This is a genomic window from Streptomyces sp. A1136 (assembly GCF_004795055.1).
In the GTDB taxonomy this organism is placed as follows: domain Bacteria; phylum Actinomycetota; class Actinomycetes; order Streptomycetales; family Streptomycetaceae; genus Streptomyces.
Window position 1 is genome coordinate 204,257 of sequence record NZ_SSBJ01000006.1, and the last position, 25,279, is coordinate 229,535.

Consider the following 25,279-nt stretch of genomic DNA (forward strand, 5'->3'; position numbering starts at 1 on the left):
GTCCTCACACTTCCTTCCCCACAGGAGTCCTTGGTGTCCCAGCACAGAGCTGTGCGTTCGTCCCTCCTCTCCGCCGCCGTCGCCGTCACGCTCCTCGCCTCCGCCGGCCAGGCCGTGACCCAGGCGGCCGAGACGGGCGCCGCGGTACCCGCGACCTTCGCCTCCGGTCCCGCGGCCGCGTCCGCCGCCGTCGCGCCGAACCCCTTCGACGAGGTCGAGCACCGCGCCAACCCCCTGTCGTCCGCCGCCGCCACCACCGCCGCACCGGCCCCGGCCCCCGGTGGACAGGCGATATCCGACGGCAAGGTCCCGGGCGCGGCGCCGACCGCGGGCGCCGCCGCCGGGCAGCGGACGGACAAGAGCGGGAAGCCCGCGACCGCCCAGAGCGCCGCGACCACCCGGGGCCTGGCCGTCAACGTGCCCTGCACCCTCGACGGGATCAAGGGGCTGTCGCCCGAGCAGTTCGCCGACTTCCTCGCGGACCCGGCCGTACTCGCGGACGGCTGTCTGCGCGGACTGATCTGGACCTGGGACGCCCGCCTGGCGCCCGTGATGGACGACGCGCACGTCCAGGCCGTCTCCCGCCGGATATCCGCCCTGGCCGCGGCCCACGACGGCAAGAACTCCTCCCACCTGGAGGAGATGTTCACCTTCCTGCACGCGGCCGTGTACCACGACTTCTCGCGCGACGAGATCGACCTCACCGACGCCCCGACCGTCGACGCGATGCGCAAGGCGATCGCCGACTTCGGCAACGCCGCCCACACCTTCGACGCCACCCCCTCCAACGCCCGCACCCTGCGCGAGGCCCTCTACGCCGCCGGCCCCGGCCTGCGCCAGTACCAGACGGGCCTCATCAAGAAGGTCCTGGCGACCCTGGACGCGTCACACCCCGCGACCAACCAGGACGCCTCCTGGGGCGGCGCCGTCCTCGCGGCCCTCAGCACCAACTACCTCGGCGTCTACCCGGGCAACCAGGACAGCGCCTTCCACGCGGCGGTGTCCGCCGACCCCTCCTACCGGGCCGCCTTCAAGGCCTTCGCCGGCTACACCCACCTCAAGGGGACCGCCAACGACTGGGCGGCGCGCGACGCGCTCGGCGAGTACGGCCGCTTCGGCCAGGTGGACGGCCTCAAGGACCAGACCGTCGCCGACCTCGGCGCCCTCCTCGGGCCGGTCAAGACCGCGTGGGGCGCGGGCAGCGAGCAGTGGGCGAAGATCGTCTCGTGGCTGAACACCTACGAGGCCTGCAAGCCGTACGCGGTGTGCAAGGAGGACATCGAGAAGGTGCTCTTCCCCAACACCTACACGTACGACAACGGGGGCATCAAGGTCCGCACGGCCCTCGACCGGGCCACCGTCGACCAGCTCTACTACGCGAGCAAGCAGGTCAAGACGCAGTTCCACCGGGTTCTGGGCACCGACCAGCCGCTCGCGGGGGACACCAACACCACGCTGAACATCGTGCTGTACGCCTCCCGCGCCGACTACGTCACCTACCAGACGATGCTGAACGGCTACGGCACCAACAACGGCGGCATGTACATCGAGAACGGCGCCACCTTCTACACCTACCAGCGCCGCGTCCCGCAGGACTCCTCCCTCACCCTCGAAGAGCTCTTCCGCCACGAGTACACCCACTACCTCAACGGCCGGTTCGCCGTGCCCGGCCTCTTCGGCGAGGGCCCCTGGTACGAGGGCGACCGCACGACCGCCATGGACGAGGGCACCGCCGAGTTCTTCGACGGCGCCACCCGCGACAACGGCATCGCCGTCCGCAAGTCGTTGGTGAAGGGCGTCATCGCCGACACGGCCGGCGGCGGCCCGCGCATGTCGGTCGAGCAGTTGCTGAACGCCACCTACGACGGCGACGGGTTCCGCTTCTACAACTACGCGGGCACGTTCTTCGAGTTCCTCTGGACCGAGAAGCCCACCCTGCTCCGGGAGATGTACACCCACCTGCGCGAGAACGACGTCGCGGGTTACGACGCCTGGCGCAACCGCATGGGTTCGGACACCTACCTCCAGCGCGACTACGACAAGTTCCTGGACGCCCAGATCGCCAAGGTCGACCAGCTGTACGTGCCGAACACCTCCTTCACCGCCAACGACCGACTGCGCGACTCCGCGCTCGCCAACGTCAAGTCCTCGTTCGCGACGGCCACCTACAACACCCCCGACTGCGTGGAGAACGGTGACGCCGGCAAGCGCCGGTTCACCTGCACCGGCCGGATCACCGCGAACCTGAAGAACTGGCGCAGCGACGACCAGAACTTCAAGGACATGTCCGAGACGGTGGACTACTTCATCCTCGACCGCTCGGCGCCGGTGTCCAACAACCTCGCCGACATGAACTGCTCCTTCGGTCCCGTGGAGATCTGGACGAACCACGTCGCCGGGACCTCGAACTACAGCTGCGAGGGCCCGCTGCGCAGCTGACCGCGGCCTCGGACCGGCCCCCTGCCGCAACGGGGGGAGGGGACCGGTCCGGGCGGCTCCGGCCGATTCCGATGGGTCTCGGCCGACCCTGGGAACCCGATAAAGAATGTGACATATTACTGCCGTGCCCAAGAGAAGCAGCAGCCTGGACGCCGTCATCGTCGGCGCGGGCGTCGTCGGAGCCGCCTGCGCGTACTACGCCACCCGCGCGGGACTGCGCGTGGCCGTCGTCGACCGCGGTTCGGTGGCCGGCGGTACCACCGGGGCGGGCGAGGGCAACCTGCTCGTCTCCGACAAGGAAGCCGGACCCGAGCTCGACCTGGCCCTGTTGTCGGCGGCCCTGTGGCGCGAACTCGCCGCGGTCATGCCGCCGGAGATGGAGTACGAGGACAAGGGCGGCCTGGTCGTCGCTCCCGACGAGATTTCGCTCGCGGCGTTGCGGGCCTTCGCGGAAGGCCAGCGCGCCGCGGGCGTCACCGCCGTCGAGGCGGGGACCGAGGACCTGCGCGAGCTCGAACCCCATCTGGCACCGGGACTCGCGGGCGGTTTCCACTACCCGCAGGACGCCCAGGTCCAGCCCGCCCAGGCGGCGGCCCGGCTGTTGGCCGCGGCGACCGCCCAGGGGGCCCGGATCCACCTGGGGGAGGAGGTGACGGAGTTCGTGGTGGGGCGCGGCGCCGTACGCGGCGTGCGGACCCGCTTCCGGGAACTCCTCGCCCCGGCCGTCGTCAACGCCGCCGGCACCTGGGGCGGCCGGATCGCCGAACTCGCCGGGACCACCCTGCCGGTGCTGCCGCGCCGCGGCTTCGTCCTGGTGACCGAGCCGCTGCCCAGGGTCGTACGGCACAAGGTCTACGCCGCCGACTACATCGCGGACGTCGCCAGCGGGTCGGCCGCGCTCCAGTCCTCGGCGGTGGTGGAGGGCACGCCCTCGGGCCCGGTGCTCATCGGGGCCACCCGGGAGCGGGTCGGCTTCGACCGCTCCCTGTCGGTGGAGGCCCTGCGCCGGCTCGCGTCCCAGGCGGCCGCGCTGTTCCCCGTGCTGGCCGACGTGCGGGTGCTGCGCGCCTACCACGGCTTCCGCCCCTACCTCCCCGACCACCTCCCGGCCATCGGCCCCGACCCCCGGGTGCCCGGCCTGCTGCACGCCTGCGGGCACGAGGGCGCGGGCATCGGCCTGGCCCCGGCAACCGGCGCCCTGATCGCGGCCGCCCTGACCGGAGCCGAACCGCCCCTGGACCCGGGCCCCTTCCGGCCGGACAGGCCGTTCGGGCCGCAACCCGGACCGGGGGAGGGGCGGTGAGCCGACCGTCCGGGGCCACGCTCGGGCGAGGGCGCCCGGAGAAAGACGCCACGGCCGCCCCCGGCGCAGACGACCCGAGAAAGACGCCAGGAGAAGGAGACCGCCGATGAGCCGGCGCACCGGTGACCGCACCCCCCGCGACCTCGTGGGCGGGGCTCCCCGGGAGACGTACGTCCTGCGCTTCGACGGCCGCGACTTGACGGCGGAGTCGGGCCAGAGCATCGCCGCCGCGCTGTGGAGCGCGGGCATCCTCGCCTGGCGCACCACACGTGAAGGAGGCGCCCCGCGCGGGGTGTTCTGCGGGATCGGCAGCTGCCACGACTGCCTCGTCACCCTCAACGGCCGGCCGAACCAGCGGGCTTGTCTGATCCCGGCGCGGGCCGGGGACACCGTCACCACCCAGGAAGGGACCGGCCGTGCCGACCTCGCCGTCTGAGTCCACGCCGGCCGACCCCGGCGCCCCCGGCGGTCCCGCCGACATCCCCGCCGACGTCGCCGTCGTCGGCGCCGGGCCCGCCGGGCTGGCCGCCGCCGTCACCACCGCGCGCCTCGGGCTGCGGGTGGTGCTCCTGGACGCGGGGGAGCGGCCCGGCGGCCAGTTCTACCGCCGGCCCGCCCCGGACCTCGGCGCGGTACGCCCCGAGGCCCTGCACCACGGGTGGGCCGCCTTCGCCTCCCGCGAAGCGGCCCTGCGCGCCCACGAGCGGTCGGGCCGGATCACGTACCTCCCGACCCACCACGTCTGGACGGTGGTCCCGGACGGGGACCGCTGGACCCTGCACGCCGTCGCGGGCCCCGAGGAGCGCTCCGCCACGGTCCGGGCCCGCGCCGTACTGCTGGCCACCGGGGCGTACGAGAGGCAACTCCCCTTCCCGGGCTGGACGCTGCCCGGGGTGATCGGCGCCGGCGGCGCGCAGGCCATGCTCAAGGGCGGCCTGGTGCTGCCGGGCAGGCGGGTGGTCGTCGCCGGGAGCGGGCCGCTGCTGCTCGCCGTCGCCGGCTCCCTCGCCGCAGCCGGAGCCATCGTCCCGGCCGTGGTCGAGGCCGCCTCCTACACCGCGTACGCGGGGCGGCTGCCCGCGCTGCTGCGCAACCCCGGCAAGCTCGCCGAGGGGGCGACGTACGGCGGCGCGCTGCTGCGCCACGGGGTCCGCCTCCTGGCCCGGCACGCCGTCACCGAGGCGCACGGCCGCGGTCGGGTCGAGGCCGTCACCGTGGCCCGGCTCGACGCCGACTGGCGCCCGCTGCCCGGTACGGAGCGGCGGATCCCGTGTGACGCCCTCGCCGTCGGCCACGGCCTCGTGCCCCAGTTGGAGTTGGCGACCGCCCTCGGCTGCGCCACCCGGGCGGGCGAGGACGGCACGGTCGCCCTGGAACTCGACGCCGGGCAGCGAACCTCCGTTCCCGGCATCTGGTCCGCGGGCGAGACCGGGGGCATCGGCGGCGCCCAACTGGCCCTCGTCGAAGGCGAACTGGCGGCCTTCTCGCTCGCCGGCCGACCCGCGCCGGCCGACCTGCTCCGACGCCGCTCACGGCTGCGCGCCTTCGCCGGGGCGATGGCCGCGGCGCACCGGCCCGGCGAGGGCTGGGCGGACTGGCTGCGCGAGGACACCGACGTGTGTCGCTGCGAAGAGGTCTCGGCCGGGCGAATCCGACAGGCCGCGCGTGACCTCGGCGCGCGGGACTCCCGTACCGTCAAACTCCTCACCCGTGCCGGCATGGGCTGGTGCCAGGGCCGGATGTGCGGCCCGGCCGTCGCCGCCCTGGCGGGCGAGACCTCCGCCGCGGCGGGAGCCGCCCCCGACCGGCGTCCCTTTTCCTGTCCCGTCCCGCTGCGCCACTTGGCCGAACTCCCGCGGGAAAACCCCTGATCCGATCCGGATCGGGCCGGTCCGGCCCCTTGTGGCCGGCTCATGTCCCTTAGTAAAATGTCACACACCACTCTAGGGAGTCCTTTATGACCCACGCGCACACCCCCGCGCCCGTCCCGCCCCGCACCCGCCCCTGGCACGGCATCATGGTCGCCACGGCGCTGCCCCTGCGCGAAGACCTCCGCGTCGACTACGACGCCTACGCCGAACACGTGGCCTGGCTCATCGACAACGGCTGCGACGGCGTAGTCCCCAACGGCTCCCTCGGCGAGTACCAGACCCTCACCGACGAGGAGCGCGCGCGTGTCGTGCGTACCGCCGTGGAGGCGGCGGGCGACGGCGACCGGGTCATGCCCGGGGTCGCCGCCTACGGCAGCGCCGAGGCCCGCCGCTGGGCCGAGCAGGCCGCCGAGGCCGGTGCCGGATCCGTCCTGCTGCTGCCCCCCAACGCGTTCCGCGCCGACGAGGAAGCCGTCCGGGCCCACTACGCCGAGGTGGCGGGCGCGGGCCTGCCCGTCGTCGCCTACAACAACCCCATCGACACCAAGGTGGACCTGACGCCCGCGCTCCTGGCCCGGTTGCACGCGGACGGCAGCATCGTCGCCGTCAAGGAGTTCAGCGGAGACGTCCGTCGCGCCTACGAGATCGCCGAACTCGCGCCCGGCCTCGACCTGTTGATCGGAGCCGACGACGTACTCCTGGAACTGGCGCTCGCGGGCGCCGTGGGCTGGATCGCCGGCTACCCCAACGCCCTGCCCCGGTCCTGCGCCACCCTCTACCGCGCCGCCGTCGCGGGCGACCTCACCACCGCGCTGCCGCTCTACAAATCCCTGCACTCACTGCTGCGCTGGGACTCCAAGACCGAGTTCGTGCAGGCCATCAAGCTCTCCATGGACCTGGCGGGCCGTCCCGGCGGAGCCACCCGGCCGCCGCGCTTCCCGCTCACCGGCGAGACCGAGGCGGCCGTCCGCGCCGCCACCGAAAAGGCCCTGGCCGAGGGCCTCAACTAGCAGACGTGGGGGGACTCATGCGTACGCGCCACATCTACCACGCGGTGGACTCGCACACCGAGGGCATGCCGACCCGGGTCATCACCGGGGGGATCGGGGTCATCCCCGGCGCCACCATGGCAGACAAGCGGCTCCACTTCATCGAGCACCTGGACCACGTCCGCACCCTGCTCATGTACGAACCGCGCGGCCATGCCGCGATGAGCGGCGCCGTCCTCCAGCCCCCCACCCGGCCCGACGCCGACTTCGGCGTGCTGTACATCGAGGTGTCGGGCCTGTTGCCCATGTGCGGACACGGCACCATCGGGGTGGCCACCGTCCTGGTCGAGACCGGCATGGTCCCGGTCGTCGAACCGGTCACCACGGTCCGGCTCGACACCCCCGCCGGGCTGGTGAGCGTGGACGTCCGCGTCGAGGACGGGGCGGCCACCGCCGTCACCCTCACCAACGTCGCCTCGTACTGCGCCGGGCTCGACCTGAAGGTGGACGTGCCCGGATACGGGGCGGTGACCTACGACCTCGCCTACGGCGGCAACTTCTACGCCCTCGTCGAACTCGACGCCCTGGGTCTCCCCTTCGAGCGGGACCGCAAGGACGACCTCCTCGCCGCGGGGCTCGCCGTCATGGACGCCGTCAACGCCTCCGCGGACCGGCCCGTCCACCCCGAGAACCCCTCCATCGCCGGGGTCAAGCACGTCTACCTCGCCGCCCCGGGCTCGGACGCCCGCCGCTCCCGGCACGCGATGGCCATCCACCCCGGCTGGTTCGACCGCTCGCCCTGCGGTACGGGAACCAGCGCCCGGATGGCCCAACTGCACGCCCGGGGGCTCCTGCCGCTCGGCGCCGACTTCGTCAACGAGTCGTTCATCGGGACCGAGTTCACGGGCCGGCTCGTCGAGGAGACGACGGTGGGCGGTCGCGCGGCGGTGATCCCCACCGTCACGGGGCGGGCCTGGATCACCGGCACCGCCCAGTACTTCCTCGACCCCACCGACCCGTTCCCCGGAGGGTTCCTGCTGTGACCGACGCCGCGCCCGCCCACGGCGCCCCGGGCTTCGACGCCTTCCCCACCACTGTCCGCACCACCGACTACCACGCGGCGGGGGAGCCCTTCCGCATCGTCGACACCGCCTCCGGGGCAATGCCCGCCGTGCCGGGGGACACCGTCGCGGAACGGTGCGCCACCGCCATCGGCCCCACAGGCTCCGCGACCTCCCCGCGCCGGAGCGCGCTGGACGACGTACGGCGGCTCCTCGTGCGGGAACCGCGCGGGCACGCCGGCATGTACGGCGGGTTCGTCGTCCCGCCGGACGACGACGGAGCCCACTTCGGCGTGCTGTTCTGGCACAAGGACGGCTACTCCACCGCATGCGGCCACGGGACCATGGCCCTCGGCGCGTGGGCCGTGGACTGCGGCCGCGTCCCGGCGCCCGACGACGGCAGCGCGCAGGTCCGCGTCGACGTGCCGTCGGGCCGGGTCACCGCCACCGTGCACCGCTCGGGAGGCCGCACCACCGGGGTGACGTTCCGGGGCGTGCCGGCCCGGGTGAGCGCCCGCAAGGTCCCGGTCGCCACCACCCTGGGCCTGGTCGAAGCCGACATCGCGCACGCCGGGGCCTGTTACGCCGCGGTCGCGGTGCGGGACCTGGGGCTGGAGGTCTCCCCGGCCGCCCTGCCCGCACTGGTACGCGCCGGACAGGAGATCAGGGCGGCGCTGGCCACGCACCCGGGGACCTGGCACCCGGGCGGCCCGCTCCTCTCGGGCGTGTACGGCGTGATCCTGTACGAGGAACTCCCCGACACCCCGTTCGGACCGCACCAGCGCAACGTGACGGTCTTCGCGGACGGGCAGTTCGACCGCTCGCCCTGCGGTTCCGGTACCGCCGCACGCCTCGCCCTGCTCGCCGAGGACGGGCGGCTGGGGGAGGGGGAGGACCTGCTGCACGAGTCGGTCATCGGCACCGTCTTCACCGGCCGGGTGGTGTCCGGCGGCGCCGAAGGCGTGGTCACGGAGGTCACCGGGACGGTCTACCGCACAGGCGAGCACGCCTTCCTCGTCGACCCGCTGGACGCGCTCGGCACCGGGTTCGCGCTGTGATCGCCCAGCTCTCCGGCGCGGACCTGGCGGGCCGGCTCACCCCCTCCGAGGCGGCCGACGCCCTGGCCGGGGTATTGCGCGCCGGCCTGGACCCGGAGGGCTGCCCGCAGCGCGGCGCCGTACCCGTGCCGGGCGGGGAGCTCCTGCTGATGCCGGCCGCGGCGGGCGGGTACGCCGGGGTGAAGATCGCGGGAGTGGCGCCGGGCAACGCCGCCCGGGGTCTGCCCCGGATCACCGGCTCCTACCTCCTCCTGGACGGCCCCACCCTGCGCCCCCTGGCCCTGCTCGACGGCGCGGCGCTGACCGCCCTGCGCACCCCGGCGGTGTCGGCGCTGGCCCTGCGCCACCTCGCGCCCCGGGACCGGCCGCTCGGGCTGGTCCTGTTCGGTGCGGGACCGCAGGCGTACGGACACCTCGAAGCCGTGGGCGCGGAGCGGGAGTTGGCCGGGGTGACCATCGTGGCCCGCGCACCGGACCGGGCGGAGCGGCTCGCCGCGCACGCGCGGTCCCTGGGCCTCGCCGCCCGGACCGGTACGCCCGAGGACGTGGCCGACGCCGACCTCGTGCTCTGCTGCACCACGGCCCGTACCCCGCTGTTCGACGGTCGGCTGGTGCGCGCCGGTGCGACGGTCGTCGCGGTCGGCTCGCACGAGCCGGACGCCCGGGAGACCGACACCGCGCTGGTGCGCCGGTCCGCGGTGTACGTGGAGTCGCGCGCGGCGGCCCTGCGCGAGGCGGGCGACCTGTTGATCCCGGAGGCGGAGGGCGCGATCGGCCCCGGCCACATCGCGGGCACCCTCGCCGATCTCGTCGCCGGGCGTCATCCGGCGCCGGAGCGGGAAAGCGGTCCGCGACTCTTCAAGAGCGTGGGGATGGCCTGGGAGGATCTGGCCGTGGCGATCGCGTTGTTCCACGCCTCGGGGACCGCCGGGGCAACGTGACATTGTACGCTGTCCCTCTGCGAGCTCGGAGGAACAGCAATGGGTGACCTGAAGCAGCACAGCCTCATCAAGGCCCAGGAGCGGCTGCGTGACCAGGTCGGTCACGCCCTGCGAGCAGCCCTCATCGCGGGTGAGTTGCGCCCCGGGAGCGTCTACTCCGCCCCCGGCCTGGCGGCCGAACTCGGCGTGTCCGCCACCCCGGTGCGCGAGGCCATGCTCGATCTCGCCCGCGAGGGGCTGGTCGAACCCGTGCGCAACAAGGGCTTCCGGATCACCGAGGTAAGCGAGCGGGACCTCGACCAGTACACCGAACTGCGCACGATGATCGAGGTTCCGACCATCGGCCGGATCACCGAACTCGCGACCGCGGAGCAGCTGGAGGCCCTGCGTCCCATCGCGGAGGAGATCGTCACCAGCGCCCGCGAGCACAACCTGATCGGTTACCTGGAGGCGGACCGTCGCTTCCACCTCAGCCTGTTGGCGCTCTCCGGCAACGACCGCCTGGTCGAGACGGTCGGCGACCTGCGCAAGCGCTCCCGCCTCTACGGCCTGACGGGCCTGGACGAGGCCGGCAAGCTGGTCTCCTCGGCGGAGGAGCACATCGAGCTGCTCGACCTGATGATCAGCGGCGACGCGGCGGCGGCCGAGGACTGCATGACCCGCCACCTGGGTCATGTCCGATCCTTGTGGGCGCAGGGCCGGGACGAGCCGGTCGGTCGCCCGTCGGGCGGTCTGGGTTCCGGCGTCTGACCGTCCGAACTCCCTTACAGGGCACCCCTTTTGGACACGGCTGGATAACGGCGGTGCCAACCCCTTGTCAGTACAATTTCACATTACTATGTTACCGGTCACATCCTAGAGCGCCGCCCTTCACTGGAGTGACCCATGACCAAGCGCACCCGACTCGCCCTCGCCACAGCCCTGGTGGCAGCTCTCGCACTCGGTGCCTCGGGCTGCTCCGACCCCGAGAAGGGCTCGGCCGGCGGTTCGGGTGCCTCCAACCCCGCCGCCGGAAACGACGGCAAGATCCTCGGCGGGACGCCCGCCAAGGGCGGCACCCTCACCGTCCTGTCCAACCAGGACTTCTCCCACCTCGACCCGGCGCGCAACTGGGTCATGCCGACGATGGACTTCGGGACCCGGCTCCTCTACCGCACGCTCGTCACCTTCAAGTCGGAGCCGGGCAAGGCCGGCAGCGAACTGGTACCCGACCTCGCCACCGACCTCGGCACCCCCTCCGACGGCGGCCGGACGTGGACGTTCACGCTGAAGGAGGGCGTGAAGTACGAGGACGGCTCGCCCGTCAAGGCCCAGGACATCAAGTACAACGTCGAGCGCTCCTTCGCCCCGGACCTCACCGGCGGCCCCGACTACGCGGCCCAATACCTCGCGGACACCGAGGGGTACAAGGGCCCGCTCCAGGGGCAGCACCTCGACTCCGTCCAGACCCCCGACGACCGCACGATCGTCTTCCGACTCAAGCGGCCGGTGGCGGAGTTCTCCGCCACCGCCACCCTCCCCACCTTCGCGCCCGTCCCCCAGTCCCAGGAGAAGGGCACCCAGTACGACACCCGTCCGTTCTCCTCCGGCCCGTACAAGATCGAGTCGTACGACCGCGACAAGAAGCTCGTCCTCGTCCGCAACGAGCACTGGGACCCCAAGACCGACACCGTCCGCAAGGCCTACCCGGACAAGTTCGTGGTCGTCATGGGCCTCAAGGGCGGCCAGATCGACGACCGGATCATCGCCGGCGCGGGCGTGGACGCCTCCGCGGTCGAGTACGCGAACATGCGCCCCGAGAGCGCCCCCAAGGTGCTGCCCAAGGCGGACGTCAAGGCGCGCCTGCTCGCAGAGTCCCAGGGCTGTACCGAGATGCTCCACCTCAACAACTCCCGGGCCCCCTTCGACGACCCCAAGGTCCGCGAGGCCGTGCAGTACGCCGTCGACAAGGAATCCGTGATCACCGCCGGCGGCGGGCCCGCCCTCAACGAGGTCGCCACCGCCTACCTGCCCCCGGCCCTCACCGGCGGCAAGCAGGCCGACACCCTCAAGATCGCCCCGACCGGCGACCCGGACAAGGCCAAACAACTCCTCAAGGCGGCGGGCAAGGACAAGCTGAAGGTCTCCCTCGCCGTCTCCACCGGTGACAAGGGCAAGGCCGAGGCGATCCAGCAGGGTCTGGCCCGCGTGGGCATCGAGGTCGTCGTCGACACCGTCGACCCGGGCGCCTACTACGACGTCATCGGAGACCTCTCCACCACTCCCGACATGACCCTCAGCGGCTGGTGCCCCGACTACCCCTCCGGTTCCACCTGGATGCCGTTCGTCTTCGACGGACGCACCATCAAGCAGAAGGGCAACCAGGGCAACCTCAGCCAGTTCCGCGACGAGGCGACCATGAAGCGGATCGACGAGATCAACGCCATGGCCGACGCCAAGCAGGCCAACCAGGCCTGGATCGACCTGGACGCCGAGATCATGAAGAAGTCCCCCTCCGTCCCGGTCCTCCTGGAGCGCAAGCCGCTGCTCGTCGGCCCCAACATCGCGGGCGCCTTCGGTCACCCCGTGTGGACCGGAACCATCGACTACGGGACCGTCGGCCTCAAGGACCCCTCGAAGAGCCAGGGCTGAGAGACCGAGAGGCCCAGCCATGACCACCACCGCACCCGCCCCGGGGGCTCCGGCCAAGGAGATCCCCCCGGGCAGCAGCCCCTGGCAGCTCGCCCGGCGGGAACTGCGCCGCCGCCCCGCCGTCCGCGTCAGCCTCTGCGTCGTCCTCCTCTTCGTCACGATGGCCGTCACCGCCCCCTGGCTGGGCACCCTCGGCGGCTGGGCCCCGGACGAGTTCGACAAGACCGCCATCGACCCCTACCTCGGCGGGCAGCCGCTCGGCTCCCTGGGCGGGATCAGCCCCGCCCACTGGCTCGGCGTCGAGCCCGTCACCGGCCGCGACCTCTTCTCCCGTGTCGTGGCCGGCGCCCAGGTCTCCCTCCTGATCGCCTTCGCCGCCACCGCGATCGTCGTGGTCGCCGGCACGGCCGCCGGGATCGCCGCCGGCTACTTCGGCGGGCGCACCGACGCGGCGCTCTCCCGCCTGATGGACCTGACCATGTCGTTCCCGTCGCTGATCTTCATGATCGCGATGCTCTCGGTGGCCAAGGACGTCAACCGCATCGTCCTCATGACGGCCGTGATCGGTCTCTTCGGCTGGCCCGGCGTCGCCCGCGTCGTCCGCGGCCAGACCCTCTCCCTCAAACACCGCGAATACGTCGACGCCGCCCGTGTCGGCGGCTCCGGCGCCTGGCGCATCCTGACCCGCGACATCCTCCCCGGCGTCTCGGGCCCGGTCATCGCCTACACCACCCTGCTGATCCCCGGCATGATCAGCACCGAGGCCGCACTCAGCTACCTCGGCGTCGGAGTCCGCCCGCCCACCCCGTCCTGGGGCCAGATGATCGCCGAGTCCGTGGCCTATTACGAGACCGACCCCATGTACTTCGCCATCCCGAGCGTCTTCCTGTTCCTGGCGGTCCTCGCCTTCACCCTCCTCGGCGACGCCCTGCGCGACATCCTCGACCCGAGGGGCGGCCGGACGTGATCCTCTACCTGGTCCGCCGGCTGCTCGCCCTCGCCGGCGTCCTGCTGGCCATCGCCGCCGTCACCTTCCTCATCTTCTACGTCCTGCCCTCCGACCCCGCCGCGGCCGCCTGCGGCAAGACGTGCAGCCCCGAACGGCTCGCCGACGTACGGCAGTACCTGGGCCTCGACCTGCCCCTGTGGCGACAGTTCCTCAATTTCCTGAGCGGCATCTTCACCGGCCGCACCCTCGGCAGCGGTCAGTACGCCGTCCAGTGCGACTTCCCCTGCCTCGGTTACTCGTACGAGAACTCCCTGCCCGTCTGGGACCTGCTCATGGACCGCCTGCCGGTCTCCGCGTCCCTCGCCTTCGGCGCCGCGGTGCTGTGGCTGCTGCTCGGCCTCGGCGCCGGGGTCACCGCCGCGCTGCGCAAGGACACCGCCACCGACAAGGTCCTGATGGTCGGCGCCGTCGCCGCCGCCTCGTTGCCCGTCTACTTCACCTCGGTGATGCTGATCTACGGGGTCATCCGCGTCGCGGGACTGCTGCCCTACCCCTCCTATCGGTCCTTCGGCGACGACCCGCTCGGCTGGGCGTCGAACCTGCTGCTGCCCTGGACCGCGCTCGCTCTGCTCTACGCCGCCATGTACGCCCGCCAGAGCCGCGGCTCCATGATCGAGGCGATGGCCGAGCCGTACATCCGTACCGCCCGGGCCAAGGGCATGCCCGAACGCACCGTCGTGGTCAAGCACGGACTGCGCTCCGGGATGACCCCGATCCTCACCATCTTCGGCATGGACCTGGGCGGCCTCCTCGCCGGCGCCGTCATCACCGAGTCCATCTTCGGACTCCCCGGTGTCGGGCGGCTGTTCTACGGGGCGCTCGTCAGCTCCGACCAGCCGGTGGTCCTCGGCGTCACGCTGCTCGCCGCCTTCTTCATCGTCGTCGCGAACCTCGCCGTCGACCTCCTGTACGCCGTCATCGACCCGAGGGTGAGGTACTGATGGCCGCCACCACACCACCGCTCCTGCGCGTACGCGACCTGCGCGTCACCTTCACCACCCCGCGCGGCTCGGTACGGGCCGTCGACTCGCTCGGCTTCACCGTCGAGGCCGGCCGCACCCTCGGCATCGTCGGGGAATCCGGTTCGGGCAAGTCCGTCACCTCGCTGGCCGTCATGGGCCTGCACCGGGGAGCCGAGATCGGCGGCTCCGTGGAGTTGGACGGGCGGGAGCTCACCGGCCTGTCCGAGCGCGAACTCTCCCGCCTGCGCGGTCGCAAGATGGCCATGATCTTCCAAGACCCGTTGTCCAGCCTGCACCCCTACTACACGGTCGGCGAGCAGATAGCCGAACACTTCCGGGTGCACTTCAAAGCGGGCCGCGCCGCCGCCCGCAGGCGGGCCGTCGACATGCTGGGGGAGGTCGGCATCCCCGAGCCGGCGCGGCGCGCGGGGGAGTACCCGCACCAGTTCTCCGGAGGCATGCGGCAGCGCGCGATGATCGCGATGGCGCTGGCCTGTGAACCGGACCTGCTGATCGCGGACGAGCCGACCACCGCCCTCGACGTCACCGTGCAGGCCCAGATCCTCGAACTGATCGCCCGTCTCCAGCAGGACCGGGGCCTCGGCGTCGTGATGATCACCCACGACCTGGGCGTGGTGGCCCGGGTCGCCCACGAGGTGCTCGTCATGTACGGGGGCCGGGCCGCGGAGCAGGCGCCCGTCGACCAGTTGTTCGCCGAACCGGCCCACCCCTACACCCGGGGCCTGCTGGACTCCCTGCCCCGGCTCGACGACGCCGACGACGCGCCCCTGCGGGCCATCCCCGGCTCGCCACCTTCCCTCCTGACCCCCGCCCCGGGATGTGCCTTCGCCCCGCGCTGCGCCAAGGCGGCGGCGCGCTGCGCGGACGAGCGCCCGGAGCTCGAACCCCACGGGGAAGGGCCCGCGCGCACCGTCGCCTGTCACTTCGCCGGAGCCGGCGCCCCCGCCGAGGTGACCCGATGACCGCCGCACCGCAGCCGCTGCTCTCCGTACGCGACCTGACCATGACCTTCCCCGGCCGACGGTCGGTGACCGGGCGCCGGGGGGCGCCCGTGCGCGCCGTCGACGGCGTCTCCTTCGACCTGGGTGAGGGGGAGACCCTCGGTCTGGTCGGCGAGTCGGGCTGCGGCAAGTCGACGACGGGCCGGATGCTGGTGCGGCTGTTGGAACCGACGGCGGGCAGCGTCGAGTTCGACGGCCGGGACATCAGCCGACTCTCCCCGGGCGCCCTGCGGCCGCTGCGGGGTCACATCCAGATGGTGTTCCAGGACCCGCACTCCTCCCTCAACCCCCGCCAGACGGTGGCCCGGATCATCTCCGACCCGCTGCTGGTCCAGGGCTGGAAGGCGGGAGACGCCCGCCGCAGGGCCGCCGAACTGATGGAACTGGTCGGGCTGATCCCCGAGCACATCGACCGGTACCCGCACGAGTTCTCGGGCGGCCAGGCACAGCGCATCGGCATCGCCCGGTCGCTCGCCACCAACCCCCGGTTGATCATCGCCGACGAACCGGTCTCCGCGCTCGACGTCTCCGTACAGGCCCAGATCGTCAACCTGATGGAGCGGCTGCGCCGCGAACTGGGTCTGGCCTACGTGTTCATCGCCCACGACCTGTCGGTGGTGAAGCGGGTCAGCGACCGGGTCGCCGTCATGTACCTGGGCCGCATCGTGGAGATCGGCGCGAAGGACCTCCTGTACGCGGACCCCCAACACCCCTACACCCGGGCCCTGCTGTCCGCCGTCCCGCTGCCCGATCCGGTGGCCGAGCGCCGGCGCGAGCGGATCGTCCTGCTCGGGGACCCGCCGAGCCCGGCGGCGCCACCGCCCGGCTGTACCTTCCACCCGCGCTGCCCCATGGCCCAGGAGGTCTGCCGCACCGAACGCCCGTTGCTGCGGATCGCCGCCTCGCGCGAGGTGGCCTGCCACTTCCCGGGGGACTGACGGGGACCCCGTGGGAGACGAGGGGCCCCGGAGCCGACACGATCGGCTCCGGGGCCCCTCACCTGTCAGAGCGCCAACTCGCGGCGGAAGAAGTCGAGTTCCTGGAACATGACCTTCTCCCTGGCGCCGCCGGGCGTCATGTGCGTGACGCCCGGCAGCGCGAGCAGCCGGTGCGGGCGCCCCGCGTCCGTCAGGGCCCGCGACAGGCGCAGGGTGTGGGAGGGGTGGACGTTGTCGTCGGCCAGGCCCGTGATGAGCAGCAGGGGCCGGGTCAGCCGGGGCGCGTCCGGGATCAGCGAGTCCCGTTCGTACACCTCGGGGTGCTCCTGGGGGAGACCCAGGTAGCGCTCGGTGTACGCGGTGTCGTAGTGCCGGAAGTCGGTCGGCGCGGCTCCGGCGGAGGCCGCGTGGAAGAGGTCCGGGCGGCGCAGTACGGCGAGGGCCGCGAGGTAGCCGCCGTAGGACCAGCCGCGTACCCCGACCCGGGAGAGGTCGAGGTCCCGGTGGCGGGCGCCGAGCGCCTGGAGCGCCGCCGCCTGGTCCTCCAGGGTGACGTCCGAGAAACCCCGGTACATGGCGTGGGTGTGGGCGGGGGAGACGTACGGGGTGCCCCGGTTGTCGACGGTGACCACCGCGAAGCCCTGGTCGGCCCACCACTGACGGTGCTGCCAGCGCCGCGGCTCCGCCGAGACGTCCTGGAAACCGGGGCCGCCGTAGCCGTCCACCAGCACCGGCAACCGGGTACCGGGGACGTGCCCGCGCGGGAACACCACGGCGGTGGGGACGCGGTGTTCGGTGACCCGCTCCAGCACCGGGGCAACCCGGTGGGGCAGCGCTCGCGCCAGGTCCACGGGGCTGAACTCCCGCCCGTCGGCCGTGCGGACGGTGCGGCGTATCCCATCGGTGTCCGCACCGGTCAGCAGGAGCGTCCCGGCCGAGGCGAGCACGGTGTGCACCCCCGGCCCGTCGGCGAGCGCGGTCGACTCACCGGATTCGGGGTCCAGGAGGCACACCTGCTGCTCGGCGGGGTCGCGCAGCCCGACCTCGACCAGCAACCGGCCCTCGTGCCATCCAGCCACGCGGCGCACCTGGACGCCCTCACCGGTCAGCGGCCTGCCGTCGACGGCGAGGGTGCGCCCGGCGCCGCCCTCGGTGTCGGCGGCCGTCAGCATCCGTCCGTCGGGAAGCCGCGCCGGGGTCCCGGGCAGCGGGTCCACCCACTGGGGGTGGGTGGTTCGGGACAGTTCGCGAGTCGCGCCGGTCTCCGGGTCGGCGCCGAGCAGCAACACCGTGCGCTGGAGCCGGTCCTGGACCGTCAGCAGGATCTCGCCGGCCGATTCCCACCCGGCGTCCGAGACGTACGGGTAGGCCTCGGCGTCCCAGTCGAGCCGCACCCTGTCCCCACCCGGGCCGAGCACCCACAGCTGCACGTCCGCGTTGGGTCCGCCCGCCTCGGGGTACGCGAAGTCCTCCACGGGCAGCTCCGGGTGCGCCGGGTCGCCGATCCAACGCCGTTGGAGGGCGGACTCGTCGACCCGGGCGGCCAGCAGGGTCCGCCCGTCGGGGGACCACCAGTGGCCGCGGTCGCGGCCGAGCTCCTCGGCCGCCGCGAACTCGGCGAGGCCCCAGCGGGCTCCGTCGTCCGGGCTGACCCGGCCGCCGGGCACGATGTGGAGGGCGTCCCCGGTGACGTACGCGACGCGGGTGCCGTCCGCGTTCGGGCGGGGGTCCACCGCGGGGCCGGCGGCGGGGATCTGCGCGGGTGGCGCGGCGCCGTCGCAGGTGATCCCGTACAGCCGCCCGCCGAGCGCGAACACGGCGTGGCGGCCGTCGCCGGAGAGGGCGTACGAGCCGATCCCGGCCGCGACGAGCCGGACGCGTTCGCGCAGCCGGCGCTCGGCGGTGGGCAGGGCGCCGGCCGAGAGCTCGCGGGGGTCGGCGAGGAGGGTTTCGGTGCCGGTCGAGGTGTCGAGGACCCAGAGGGCGTCGACCGGGTCGGTGGGGCCGGTCGAGCGCAGGAACCAGAGCAGCCGCCCTTCGTCGCCGAAGGCGAAGGCGCGGGGGGCGCCGTGGGTGAACCGGCCGGTGGCCGCGGAGAGCCTGAGGAAGTCATCCATGATCGCAGTCTGCCATGTGAAATATCACACCGTATAGGTGTGCTTTCGGCGGAGTCGGCGTTAGGCCATTCGAGTGGTGAGGCCCCGGAGGCGGGTTTAGCGTCGGAGGGGTGGACGGGAAAACATCGCCGACCGGCACGGGGACCACCGGCACGGTCCGAGAAGGGCGCGGGAACGGCCTCGCCCTGTTCGTCATCGCCAGCTGCCAGCTCATGGTCGTGCTGGACATCACCATCGTGAACATCGCGCTGCCGCACATCCAGACCGCACTGGGGTTCTCCACCGAGAGCCTGTCGTGGGTCGTCAACGCCTACACCCTCACCTTCGGCGGCCTGTTGCTCCTCGGTGGCCGTACGGGCGACATCCTCGGCCGCAAACGCGTCTTCATCTTCGGCGTGCTGCTCTTCGGCCTCGCCTCCCTGCTCGGTGGACTCGCCCAGAACGAGGGCCAGTTGATGGGCGCCCGGGCCCTCCAGGGCATGGGCGGCGCCATCGCCTCACCGACCGCCCTCGCGCTGATCACCACGACCTTCCGCGAGGGGCCGGCCCGCAACCGGGCCTTCGGGGTGTTCGCCGCGGTCTCGGCGGGCGGCGGCGCGATCGGACTGCTGGCCGGCGGCGTACTCGTCGAATGGCTCGACTGGCGCTGGGTGTTCTTCGTCAACGTCCCGATCGCGCTGGCCATCGCCTTCACGGCCGCCAGGGTCATCAAGGAGTCCGAACGCCATCCCGGGCACTTCGACCTCGCGGGCGCGCTGCTGTGCACCACCGGCATGGTCGCCCTCGTCTACGGGTTCATCCGCGCGTCCCAGGAGGGCTGGCGCGACAGCCTGACCCTCGGCTCGTTCGGCGCGGCCGTGGTCCTGTTGACCCTCTTCATCGTGAACGAACGGCGCTCGCCGCAGCCGATCACGCCCCTGCACATGTTCGCCGACCGCAACCGGGCCGGGACCTACGGCATCATGCTCTTCCTCGCCTGCGCGATGTTCGGCATGTTCTTCTTCCTGACCCTCTTCGTACAGAACGTGCTGGGATTCAGTCCCCTCAGCGCGGGCCTCGCGTTCCTGCCGGTCAGCGTCGTCATCGCCATCGGCGCGGGCCTCGCCTCCCGGCTCCTGCCGAAGTTCGGGCCCAAACCGTTCATGGTGGGCGGCGCGCTCTGTACGGCGGCGGGCCTGGCCTGGCTGACGCAGACGGACGTGCACTCCACCTACCTCGGCAGCATCCTGGGACCGATGCTCATCTTCGGCATCGGCATGGGCATGCAGTTCGTCTCGCTGACGCTGATGGCCCTGTCCAACGTCCCCGACCGGGAGTCGGGAGCGGCCTCCGGGCTGCTCAACACCACGCAACAGGTGGGCGGCTCGCTCGGCCTGTCCATCCTCGTCACCGTCTTCGGCACCGCGAGCCGAAACGAGGCCCACACCCAGGTCCCGGCCTTCCTCGCCACAGCCGACCCCGGGCAGCGGGCGATGTTCCTGCGCACCGGTCGACTCCCCGACCCCTGGGGCGACCAGGTGCTCGCCTCCGGCGTGAGCACGGCCTTCATCGTGGCCGCCGCGTTCGCCCTGACGGCCGCGGTGATCGCCCTGGTGGTCATCCAGGTCCGCCCCTCCGACCTGGCCCGCCTCCAGGGCAACCACACCCCGACGGCGGCCGTTTAGGCCCCCTCCGTACCCCGCGTCCGTCGGCGCAGCCGACAGCGGGCCGGTCCGTCCGCGCGCAGGGTGATGCCGACGCCGACGGGGACCTCCCGGTCCACGGCCTCGAACTCGTACTCCCGCAGCATCACCGCGAGGGCGATCACCGACTCCAGCATGGAGAAGTGCTGACCGATGCAGGCGCGCGGGCCGCCCCCGAAGGGGAACCAGGCGTAGCGGGGGCGGCCGGCCTCCGCCTCGGGGGTGAACCGCTCCGGGTCGAAGCGTTCGGGGTCGGGCCAGTGGGCGGGGTGGCGGTGCGTGACCCAGGGAGCGAGGATCACGTTGGCGCCGGCCGGGACGGTGAGCCCGCCGATCCGGCTCGCGGCCACGGCCTTGCGGCCCATCACCGGAGCCGCGGGATAGAGCCGCATCGCCTCCTTGAGCACCTGCGTGAGGTACGGCAGCCGGTCGAGGTCGCCGGCCTCGGGCGCACGCTCGCCCAGCACCCGCGAGATCTCCTCGTACGCCCGCTCCTGGTGCTCGGGGTGGCGGGCCAGCAGGTGGAGCGCGAAGGCCAGGGAGGTGGCGGTCGTCTCGTGACCGGCGAGCAGGAAGATCAGCACCTGATCGCGCAGTTCGCCGGCGTCGAAGGCGGCGTCGTCGGCGCTCTGCGCGGCGGCGAGCAGCGTCAGCAGGTCCTCCCCCTCCGCGCCTTCCGGCCCGTCCTCGCCGCCTCGCCGCTCGGCGATGATCCGGTCGCAGACCGCGTACAGCTCGTCCATCGCGGCGGCCGCCCGCCGGTTGCCCGGGGTGGGCCAGCCGCGCGGGATGTTGGCGGGGGAGTAGCCGCGCCGCAGCACGTACTCCGTGATGACGGGGAAGGACCGGTCGATGACGTCGACGGTGGCGTCCACGTCCGTGCCGAACAGGATCCTGGCCACCGCGCGCAGCGCGAGGCGCGTCATCTCGTCGGAGACGTCGACGATCCCGTCGGCGGCCCCCGTCCAGGTGTCGAGCGTCGCCCGGGTCTCGGCCACGACGGCGCTCGCGTAGCCGTCCACCCGGCGGCGGGTGAACAGCGGCTGGACCAGTCGGCGCTGGCGCAGGTACTCCTCGTCCTGGCTGGTCAGCAGGCCGTTGCCGAGGGACTCCCGGATCTCCTGGTAGAAGGGGTTGTCCTTGCGGAAGTTGGCCGATTCCGATGCCAGGACCTGCTGTGCGCCCTCCGCGGAGAACACGCAGTACAGCTCGGTACGCAGCCCGGGCGGCCCGGCGCTGACGCGGACGACGTCACCGTGGCGCTGCTGGGCGCGCAGGTAGGTTCCGAGCGAATCCGAGGTCAGGTCGAACAACGACCCCAGCAACGGCGCCCCGGCCAACACCGGGACCTCCGTACCCGCCCGTGTTCCCGCCGTACTCTCCACTGCCATGGCCGCCCCCTCGACGCCGTCCCGAACCCCTGATTCTGCCGCTCCCCTCGGCCCTGCCCCGCCCGTATGGCCGAATCCGGCCGTTCCCGGCCGGGGCGCGTGCCGGCCGGCCTGACGGGAAAGCCCCCCTCCCACTCGGTGGGCGGGGGGCTGCGTCCGCGCGGTCCGGGCACGGTCGGCTAGGGCGGGGCCCGGGGAACCCGCCCTAGATGTCCCGGAAGATCTCGATCTGCGCGCCGACCGAGTTGAGGCGTTCGGCCAGTTCCTCGTAGCCGCGGTTGATGACGTAGACGTTGCGCAGGACCGAGGTGCCCTCGGCCGCCATCATCGCCAGGAGGACGACCACCGCCGGGCGGAGGGCGGGCGGGCACATCATCTCCGCCGCGCGCCAGCGGGTCGGGCCCTCGACCAGGACGCGGTGGGGGTCCAGGAGTTGCAGCCGGCCGCCGAGGCGGTTGAGGTCGGTCAGGTAGATGGCCCGGTTGTCGTACACCCAGTCGTGGATCAGGGTCTGGCCCTGGGCGACGGCGGCGATCGCCGCGAAGAACGGGACGTTGTCGATGTTCAGCCCGGGGAACGGCATCGGGTGGATCTTGTCGATCGGGGCTTCGAGCTTCGACGGGCGGACCGTCAGGTCGACCAGGCGGGTGCGGCCGTTGTCCGCGGTGTACTCCGCCGAACGGTCGTGGTCCAGGCCCATCTCCTCCAGGACCGCCAGCTCGATCTCCATGAACTCGATCGGCACGCGGCGGATGGTCAGTTCGGACTCGGTGACCACGGCCGCGGCCAGCAGGCTCATCGCCTCGACCGGGTCCTCGGAGGGGGAGTAGTCCACGTCGACGTCGATGTTCGGGACGCCGTGGACGGTCAGGGTGGTGGTGCCGATGCCCTCCACCTTGACGCCCAGGGTCTCCAGGAAGAAGCAGAGGTCCTGGACCATGTAGTTGGAGGAGGCGTTGCGGATGACGGAGACGCCGTCGTGCCGGGCCGCGGCCAGCAGCGCGTTCTCGGTGACCGTGTCCCCGCGCTCGGTCAGGACGATCGGACGGTCGGGGGAGACCCCGGCGGCCACCTGGGCGTGGTAGATGCCCTCGGTCGCGGTGATCTCCAGGCCGAAGCGGCGCAGGGCGATCATGTGGGGCTCGATGGTGCGGGTCCCGAGGTCGCAGCCGCCGGCGTAGGGCAGTCGGAACTGGTCCATGCGGTGCAGCAGCGGACCCAGGAACATGATGATGCTGCGCGTCCGGCGGGCCGCGTCCGCGTCCATGGCGTCCATGTCGAGGCGGGCCGGCGGGACGATCTCCAGGTCCACGCCGTCGTTGATCCAGCGGGTGCGGACACCGATGGAGTTCAGGACTTCGAGGAGGCGGTAGACCTCTTCGATGCGGGCGACGCGCCTGAGCACCGTGCGGCCCTTGTTGAGCAGCGAGGCGCAGAGCAGCGCCACGCACGCGTTCTTGCTCGTCTTGACGTCGATGGCACCGGAGAGACGGCGGCCGCCGACGACCCGCAGGTGCATGGGTCCGGCGTAGCCCAGAGAGACGATCTCGCTGTCGAGAGCCTCACCGATTCGGGCGATCATCTCAAGGCTGATGTTCTGGTTGCCGCGTTCGATCCGGTTGACGGCGCTCTGGCTGGTGCCGAGAGCGTCGGCGAGCTGACTCTGTGTCCAGCCCCGGTGCTGACGGGCGTCACGGATGAGCTTGCCGATGCGTACGAGGTAGTCGTCTGCCATGGGTGCACCGTATCTCAGATATGAGATGGGGGCCGAACGGGGTGTGGCAGACGGGTGTTACCCACAGTGGCGGGGCGTCCTGTCGACTGACCCGGGGTCAGTCGACAGGACGCCCGCGACCCGTGCCCGCTCAGTGCCCGCAGGCGTGGTGCCGGCCGCCGTGGACCGCCGCGTACGAGGCCGGCCGCGGCGCCGAGCGCGCACGCCGCGCGCGGGCCGAAGCCGCCCGGCCCGCCTCGGAATCCGCGTCGTGCACGACACGACCGCCGACCAGGGTCATCCGTACGCCGGTGTCGCCGATGTCGGCCACCGGGCAGCGGGTCACGTCCCGGTCCAGCAGCACGAGGTCGGCCGCCTTGCCCGCCTCCACCGTGCCGGTCAACCCCTCCTGGCGCAACTGCCAGGCCGTGCCCGAGGTGTGCATCCGCAGGGCCGAGTCCCTGCTCAGCCCCTCCAGCTCCCGGTACAGCTCGCCCTCCCCGAAGGCGCCCTGCCGGTCGATCGCCGTGCGGAGCTGGTTCCACACCTGGAGGGCGTCCACCGGCCAGTCCGAGCCGCCCGTCAGGCGTGCCCCCGCCTTCTCGATGCTCCGTGCCGGATACATCCAACGGTGGCGGCGCGGCCCGATGTAGGGCAGCAACGCCTCCATCGTCCAGGTGTCGCGCGAAGCCCACTGGAGTTGCATGCAGACGGCCACGCCGAGCCGGGCGAAACGGGGCAGATCGGCAGGATCGACTATCTGGAGGTGGGCGATCGTGTTCCGCGCGTCCTTACACCCCGTCACCCGCCTGGCGTACTCGTATCCGTCCAAAGCGGTACGGACCGCCCGGTCGCCCAGGCCGTGGGCGTGCATCTGCCAGCCGGACGCGTTGAAGGCCGCCGACAGCCGGCCGTAATCGGCCGCCGACGTGTACAGCTCGCCGCGGTTCGTGGTCGGTTTGCCCGCTCCGTCCAGGTACGGCTCCAGCAGGGCCGCCGTCTGCGCCGGGTACTCGATGACCCCGTCCAGGAACACCTTGATCATCCCGAACCGGAGTCCCCGGACCCCCTCGAACTCGCGCCGCAGCCCGCGCGCGTAGGCCAGCGAGGCGGTCGGGTCCTTGGCCTGCCCGGCGTCCAGTCGGATGGCGGGCACGATCCGCTGCGGCAGCTTCCCGGCCGCCGACAGGGCCCGGTACAGCTCCAGCTCGTGCCGGCCGACGAGGGCGTCCATCATGGTGGTGACCCCTGAGGCGGCCGCCGACTCCAGCACCTTCGCGCAGGCCGCCACGAGTTCGTCGGTCGACGGCTCGGGGACGTGCCGCTTCACCAGGTCCTGCGCGTCGTCCTTGAGCACGCCCGTCGGCTGTCCGTCGGCCCCCCTGACCACCTTGCCGCCGACCGGGTCGGGGGTGGCCGCGGTGATCCCGGCGATGTCCAGGGCGCGCCCGTTCGCCCACAGGTTGTGCCCGTCGCCTCCGACGAGGACGACGGGGCGCCGGGTGGGCAGGGCGTCCAGCATCGCGTGGTGCGGGGCGGTCCCCGTCGGCAGCAGCCCGACCGGGTTCCAGTCCTCCACCACCAGCCAGCCGTCGGGCTCCGCGCCCGCCCCGCCGGTGTCGGCGAGGAACCCCGTCAGCAGGGCGGTGAGTTCCGCCACGGTGGTCTCCGCGCTCCCCAGCGAGGGGCGCAGCGACCGCTCGCCGGCGCCCAGCGGGTGGACGTGCCCGTCGTGGATACCGCTCATCACGGTGTTGCCGCGGGCGTCGACCACCTCGGTGTCCCGGCCCGCGTGCCGGCGTACCGAGGCGCTCGAACCGGTGGCGAGGATGGTGCCGTCCCGCCCCACCGCGACGGCCTCCGCCGGAGCGCTGCCCGGCCGACCCGTGAAAACCCGGGCGTTGTGGAACACCAGGGCGGCGGAGCCGCGCCCGTTGGAAGGCGCGGAGGCGGAGGCCGCGCCGGCGCCCACCAGGGTGGCGGCCGTAGCGGCTCCGGCGGACGCGAGGAGCCCTCGTCGGGACAGGGGGGAAGGGGTCATGGCCACTCCAGACGTCGGTAAGGCGGTGCCGGTACGTGGCGTGGACATTGGGTGATTAACCCGTTAACCAGAACCCGCCCCGCGCGACGGATTCCGCACGCCGGCGTCCC

19 protein-coding genes are annotated in these 25,279 nt (G+C 72.5%); 15 read left to right on the forward strand and 4 right to left on the reverse strand.

What is annotated here, in order from left to right:
* The first annotated feature begins 33 nt into the window (after positions 1 to 33).
* The 14 genes from E6R62_RS08220 (at position 34) to E6R62_RS08285 (ending at position 16,224) form a co-directional block, all read left to right on the forward strand.
* Entirely contained in the window at positions 34 to 2,439 is a 2,406-nt protein-coding gene (locus E6R62_RS08220) for a collagenase (protein ID WP_136212645.1), read from the forward strand.
* 124 nt (positions 2,440 to 2,563) lie between these two features.
* Complete coding sequence (locus E6R62_RS08225) at positions 2,564 to 3,742, forward strand: FAD-binding oxidoreductase (RefSeq protein WP_136212646.1); 1,179 nt, start codon at positions 2,564 to 2,566, stop codon at positions 3,740 to 3,742.
* A 106-nt stretch (positions 3,743 to 3,848) separates the two neighbouring features.
* Complete coding sequence (locus tag E6R62_RS08230; RefSeq protein WP_136212647.1) at positions 3,849 to 4,178, forward strand: (2Fe-2S)-binding protein; 330 nt, start codon at positions 3,849 to 3,851, stop codon at positions 4,176 to 4,178.
* Positions 4,159 to 5,613, forward strand: a complete 1,455-nt coding sequence (locus E6R62_RS08235; RefSeq protein ID WP_136212648.1) for an NAD(P)/FAD-dependent oxidoreductase — start codon at positions 4,159 to 4,161, stop codon at positions 5,611 to 5,613. Before E6R62_RS08230 ends, E6R62_RS08235 begins: the two co-directional genes overlap by 20 nt.
* Positions 5,614 to 5,699: 86 nt before the next feature.
* A complete protein-coding gene (locus tag E6R62_RS08240; protein WP_136212649.1) occupies positions 5,700 to 6,623 on the forward strand; it encodes a dihydrodipicolinate synthase family protein in 924 nt (307 codons plus the stop codon).
* 17 nt (positions 6,624 to 6,640) lie between these two features.
* The gene (locus tag E6R62_RS08245; RefSeq protein ID WP_136212650.1) at positions 6,641 to 7,645 is read left to right on the forward strand and encodes a proline racemase family protein; all 1,005 of its coding nucleotides are present in this window, start codon (positions 6,641 to 6,643) and stop codon (positions 7,643 to 7,645) included.
* Complete coding sequence (locus E6R62_RS08250) at positions 7,642 to 8,721, forward strand: proline racemase family protein (protein ID WP_240801542.1); 1,080 nt, start codon at positions 7,642 to 7,644, stop codon at positions 8,719 to 8,721. Before E6R62_RS08245 ends, E6R62_RS08250 begins: the two co-directional genes overlap by 4 nt.
* The gene (locus E6R62_RS08255) at positions 8,718 to 9,662 is read left to right on the forward strand and encodes an ornithine cyclodeaminase family protein (protein WP_240801543.1); all 945 of its coding nucleotides are present in this window, start codon (positions 8,718 to 8,720) and stop codon (positions 9,660 to 9,662) included. Before E6R62_RS08250 ends, E6R62_RS08255 begins: the two co-directional genes overlap by 4 nt.
* A gap of 39 nt (positions 9,663 to 9,701) precedes the next feature.
* On the forward strand, positions 9,702 to 10,412 hold the full coding sequence (locus E6R62_RS08260) for a GntR family transcriptional regulator (RefSeq protein WP_136212651.1): 711 nt from the start codon (positions 9,702 to 9,704) through the stop codon (positions 10,410 to 10,412).
* A gap of 135 nt (positions 10,413 to 10,547) precedes the next feature.
* Positions 10,548 to 12,293 (forward strand): ABC transporter substrate-binding protein, encoded by a 1,746-nt coding sequence (locus tag E6R62_RS08265; RefSeq protein WP_136212652.1) that lies wholly within the window; start codon positions 10,548 to 10,550, stop codon positions 12,291 to 12,293.
* A gap of 19 nt (positions 12,294 to 12,312) precedes the next feature.
* Positions 12,313 to 13,260: an ABC transporter permease gene (locus E6R62_RS08270; protein ID WP_136212653.1), complete on the forward strand. Its 948-nt coding sequence runs from the start codon at positions 12,313 to 12,315 to the stop codon at positions 13,258 to 13,260.
* A complete protein-coding gene (locus E6R62_RS08275; RefSeq protein ID WP_136212654.1) occupies positions 13,257 to 14,243 on the forward strand; it encodes an ABC transporter permease in 987 nt (328 codons plus the stop codon). The genes E6R62_RS08270 and E6R62_RS08275 overlap by 4 nt, the downstream gene beginning before the upstream one ends.
* Positions 14,243 to 15,247, forward strand: coding sequence for an ABC transporter ATP-binding protein (locus tag E6R62_RS08280; RefSeq protein ID WP_136212655.1), 1,005 nt, complete (start codon positions 14,243 to 14,245; stop codon positions 15,245 to 15,247). Before E6R62_RS08275 ends, E6R62_RS08280 begins: the two co-directional genes overlap by 1 nt.
* Positions 15,244 to 16,224, forward strand: a complete 981-nt coding sequence (locus tag E6R62_RS08285; RefSeq protein ID WP_136212656.1) for an ABC transporter ATP-binding protein — start codon at positions 15,244 to 15,246, stop codon at positions 16,222 to 16,224. Before E6R62_RS08280 ends, E6R62_RS08285 begins: the two co-directional genes overlap by 4 nt.
* Before the next feature lie 65 nt (positions 16,225 to 16,289).
* On the opposite strand, the gene E6R62_RS08290 is transcribed toward E6R62_RS08285, so the two are convergent.
* The gene (locus E6R62_RS08290) at positions 16,290 to 18,341 is read right to left on the reverse strand and encodes a prolyl oligopeptidase family serine peptidase (RefSeq protein ID WP_136212657.1); all 2,052 of its coding nucleotides are present in this window, start codon (positions 18,339 to 18,341) and stop codon (positions 16,290 to 16,292) included.
* Between the two features lie 185 nt (positions 18,342 to 18,526).
* Here E6R62_RS08290 and E6R62_RS08295 point away from each other — a divergent pair, with 185 nt between their 5' ends.
* Positions 18,527 to 20,005: an MFS transporter gene (locus E6R62_RS08295; protein ID WP_240801550.1), complete on the forward strand. Its 1,479-nt coding sequence runs from the start codon at positions 18,527 to 18,529 to the stop codon at positions 20,003 to 20,005.
* Here E6R62_RS08295 and E6R62_RS08300 read toward each other — a convergent pair.
* The 3 genes from E6R62_RS08300 to E6R62_RS08310 form a co-directional block, all read right to left on the reverse strand.
* Positions 20,002 to 21,414, reverse strand: coding sequence for a cytochrome P450 (locus E6R62_RS08300; protein WP_136212659.1), 1,413 nt, complete (start codon positions 21,412 to 21,414; stop codon positions 20,002 to 20,004). The genes E6R62_RS08295 and E6R62_RS08300 overlap by 4 nt on opposite strands.
* A 205-nt stretch (positions 21,415 to 21,619) precedes the next feature.
* The gene (locus E6R62_RS08305) at positions 21,620 to 23,149 is read right to left on the reverse strand and encodes a UDP-N-acetylglucosamine 1-carboxyvinyltransferase (protein WP_136212660.1); all 1,530 of its coding nucleotides are present in this window, start codon (positions 23,147 to 23,149) and stop codon (positions 21,620 to 21,622) included.
* 130 nt (positions 23,150 to 23,279) lie between these two features.
* Positions 23,280 to 25,169: an amidohydrolase gene (locus tag E6R62_RS08310; protein WP_136212661.1), complete on the reverse strand. Its 1,890-nt coding sequence runs from the start codon at positions 25,167 to 25,169 to the stop codon at positions 23,280 to 23,282.
* Positions 25,170 to 25,279 lie beyond the last annotated feature (110 nt).

Bases quoted from the DNA above. Each gene is read 5' to 3' on its own strand.
- E6R62_RS08260 (WP_136212651.1), top strand. From the start codon at position 9,702: ATGGGTGACCTGAAGCAGCACAGCCTCATCAAGGCCCAGGAGCGGCTG.
- E6R62_RS08285 (WP_136212656.1), top strand. From the start codon at position 15,244: ATGACCGCCGCACCGCAGCCGCTGCTCTCCGTACGCGACCTGACCATG.
- E6R62_RS08230 (WP_136212647.1), top strand. From the start codon at position 3,849: ATGAGCCGGCGCACCGGTGACCGCACCCCCCGCGACCTCGTGGGCGGG.
- E6R62_RS08270 (WP_136212653.1), top strand. From the start codon at position 12,313: ATGACCACCACCGCACCCGCCCCGGGGGCTCCGGCCAAGGAGATCCCC.
- E6R62_RS08265 (WP_136212652.1), top strand. From the start codon at position 10,548: ATGACCAAGCGCACCCGACTCGCCCTCGCCACAGCCCTGGTGGCAGCT.
- E6R62_RS08310 (WP_136212661.1), bottom strand. From the start codon at position 25,169: ATGACCCCTTCCCCCCTGTCCCGACGAGGGCTCCTCGCGTCCGCCGGA.
- E6R62_RS08305 (WP_136212660.1), bottom strand. From the start codon at position 23,149: ATGGCAGACGACTACCTCGTACGCATCGGCAAGCTCATCCGTGACGCC.
- E6R62_RS08240 (WP_136212649.1), top strand. From the start codon at position 5,700: ATGACCCACGCGCACACCCCCGCGCCCGTCCCGCCCCGCACCCGCCCC.
- E6R62_RS08300 (WP_136212659.1), bottom strand. From the start codon at position 21,414: ATGGCAGTGGAGAGTACGGCGGGAACACGGGCGGGTACGGAGGTCCCG.
- E6R62_RS08290 (WP_136212657.1), bottom strand. From the start codon at position 18,341: ATGGATGACTTCCTCAGGCTCTCCGCGGCCACCGGCCGGTTCACCCAC.
- E6R62_RS08245 (WP_136212650.1), top strand. From the start codon at position 6,641: ATGCGTACGCGCCACATCTACCACGCGGTGGACTCGCACACCGAGGGC.
- E6R62_RS08280 (WP_136212655.1), top strand. From the start codon at position 14,243: ATGGCCGCCACCACACCACCGCTCCTGCGCGTACGCGACCTGCGCGTC.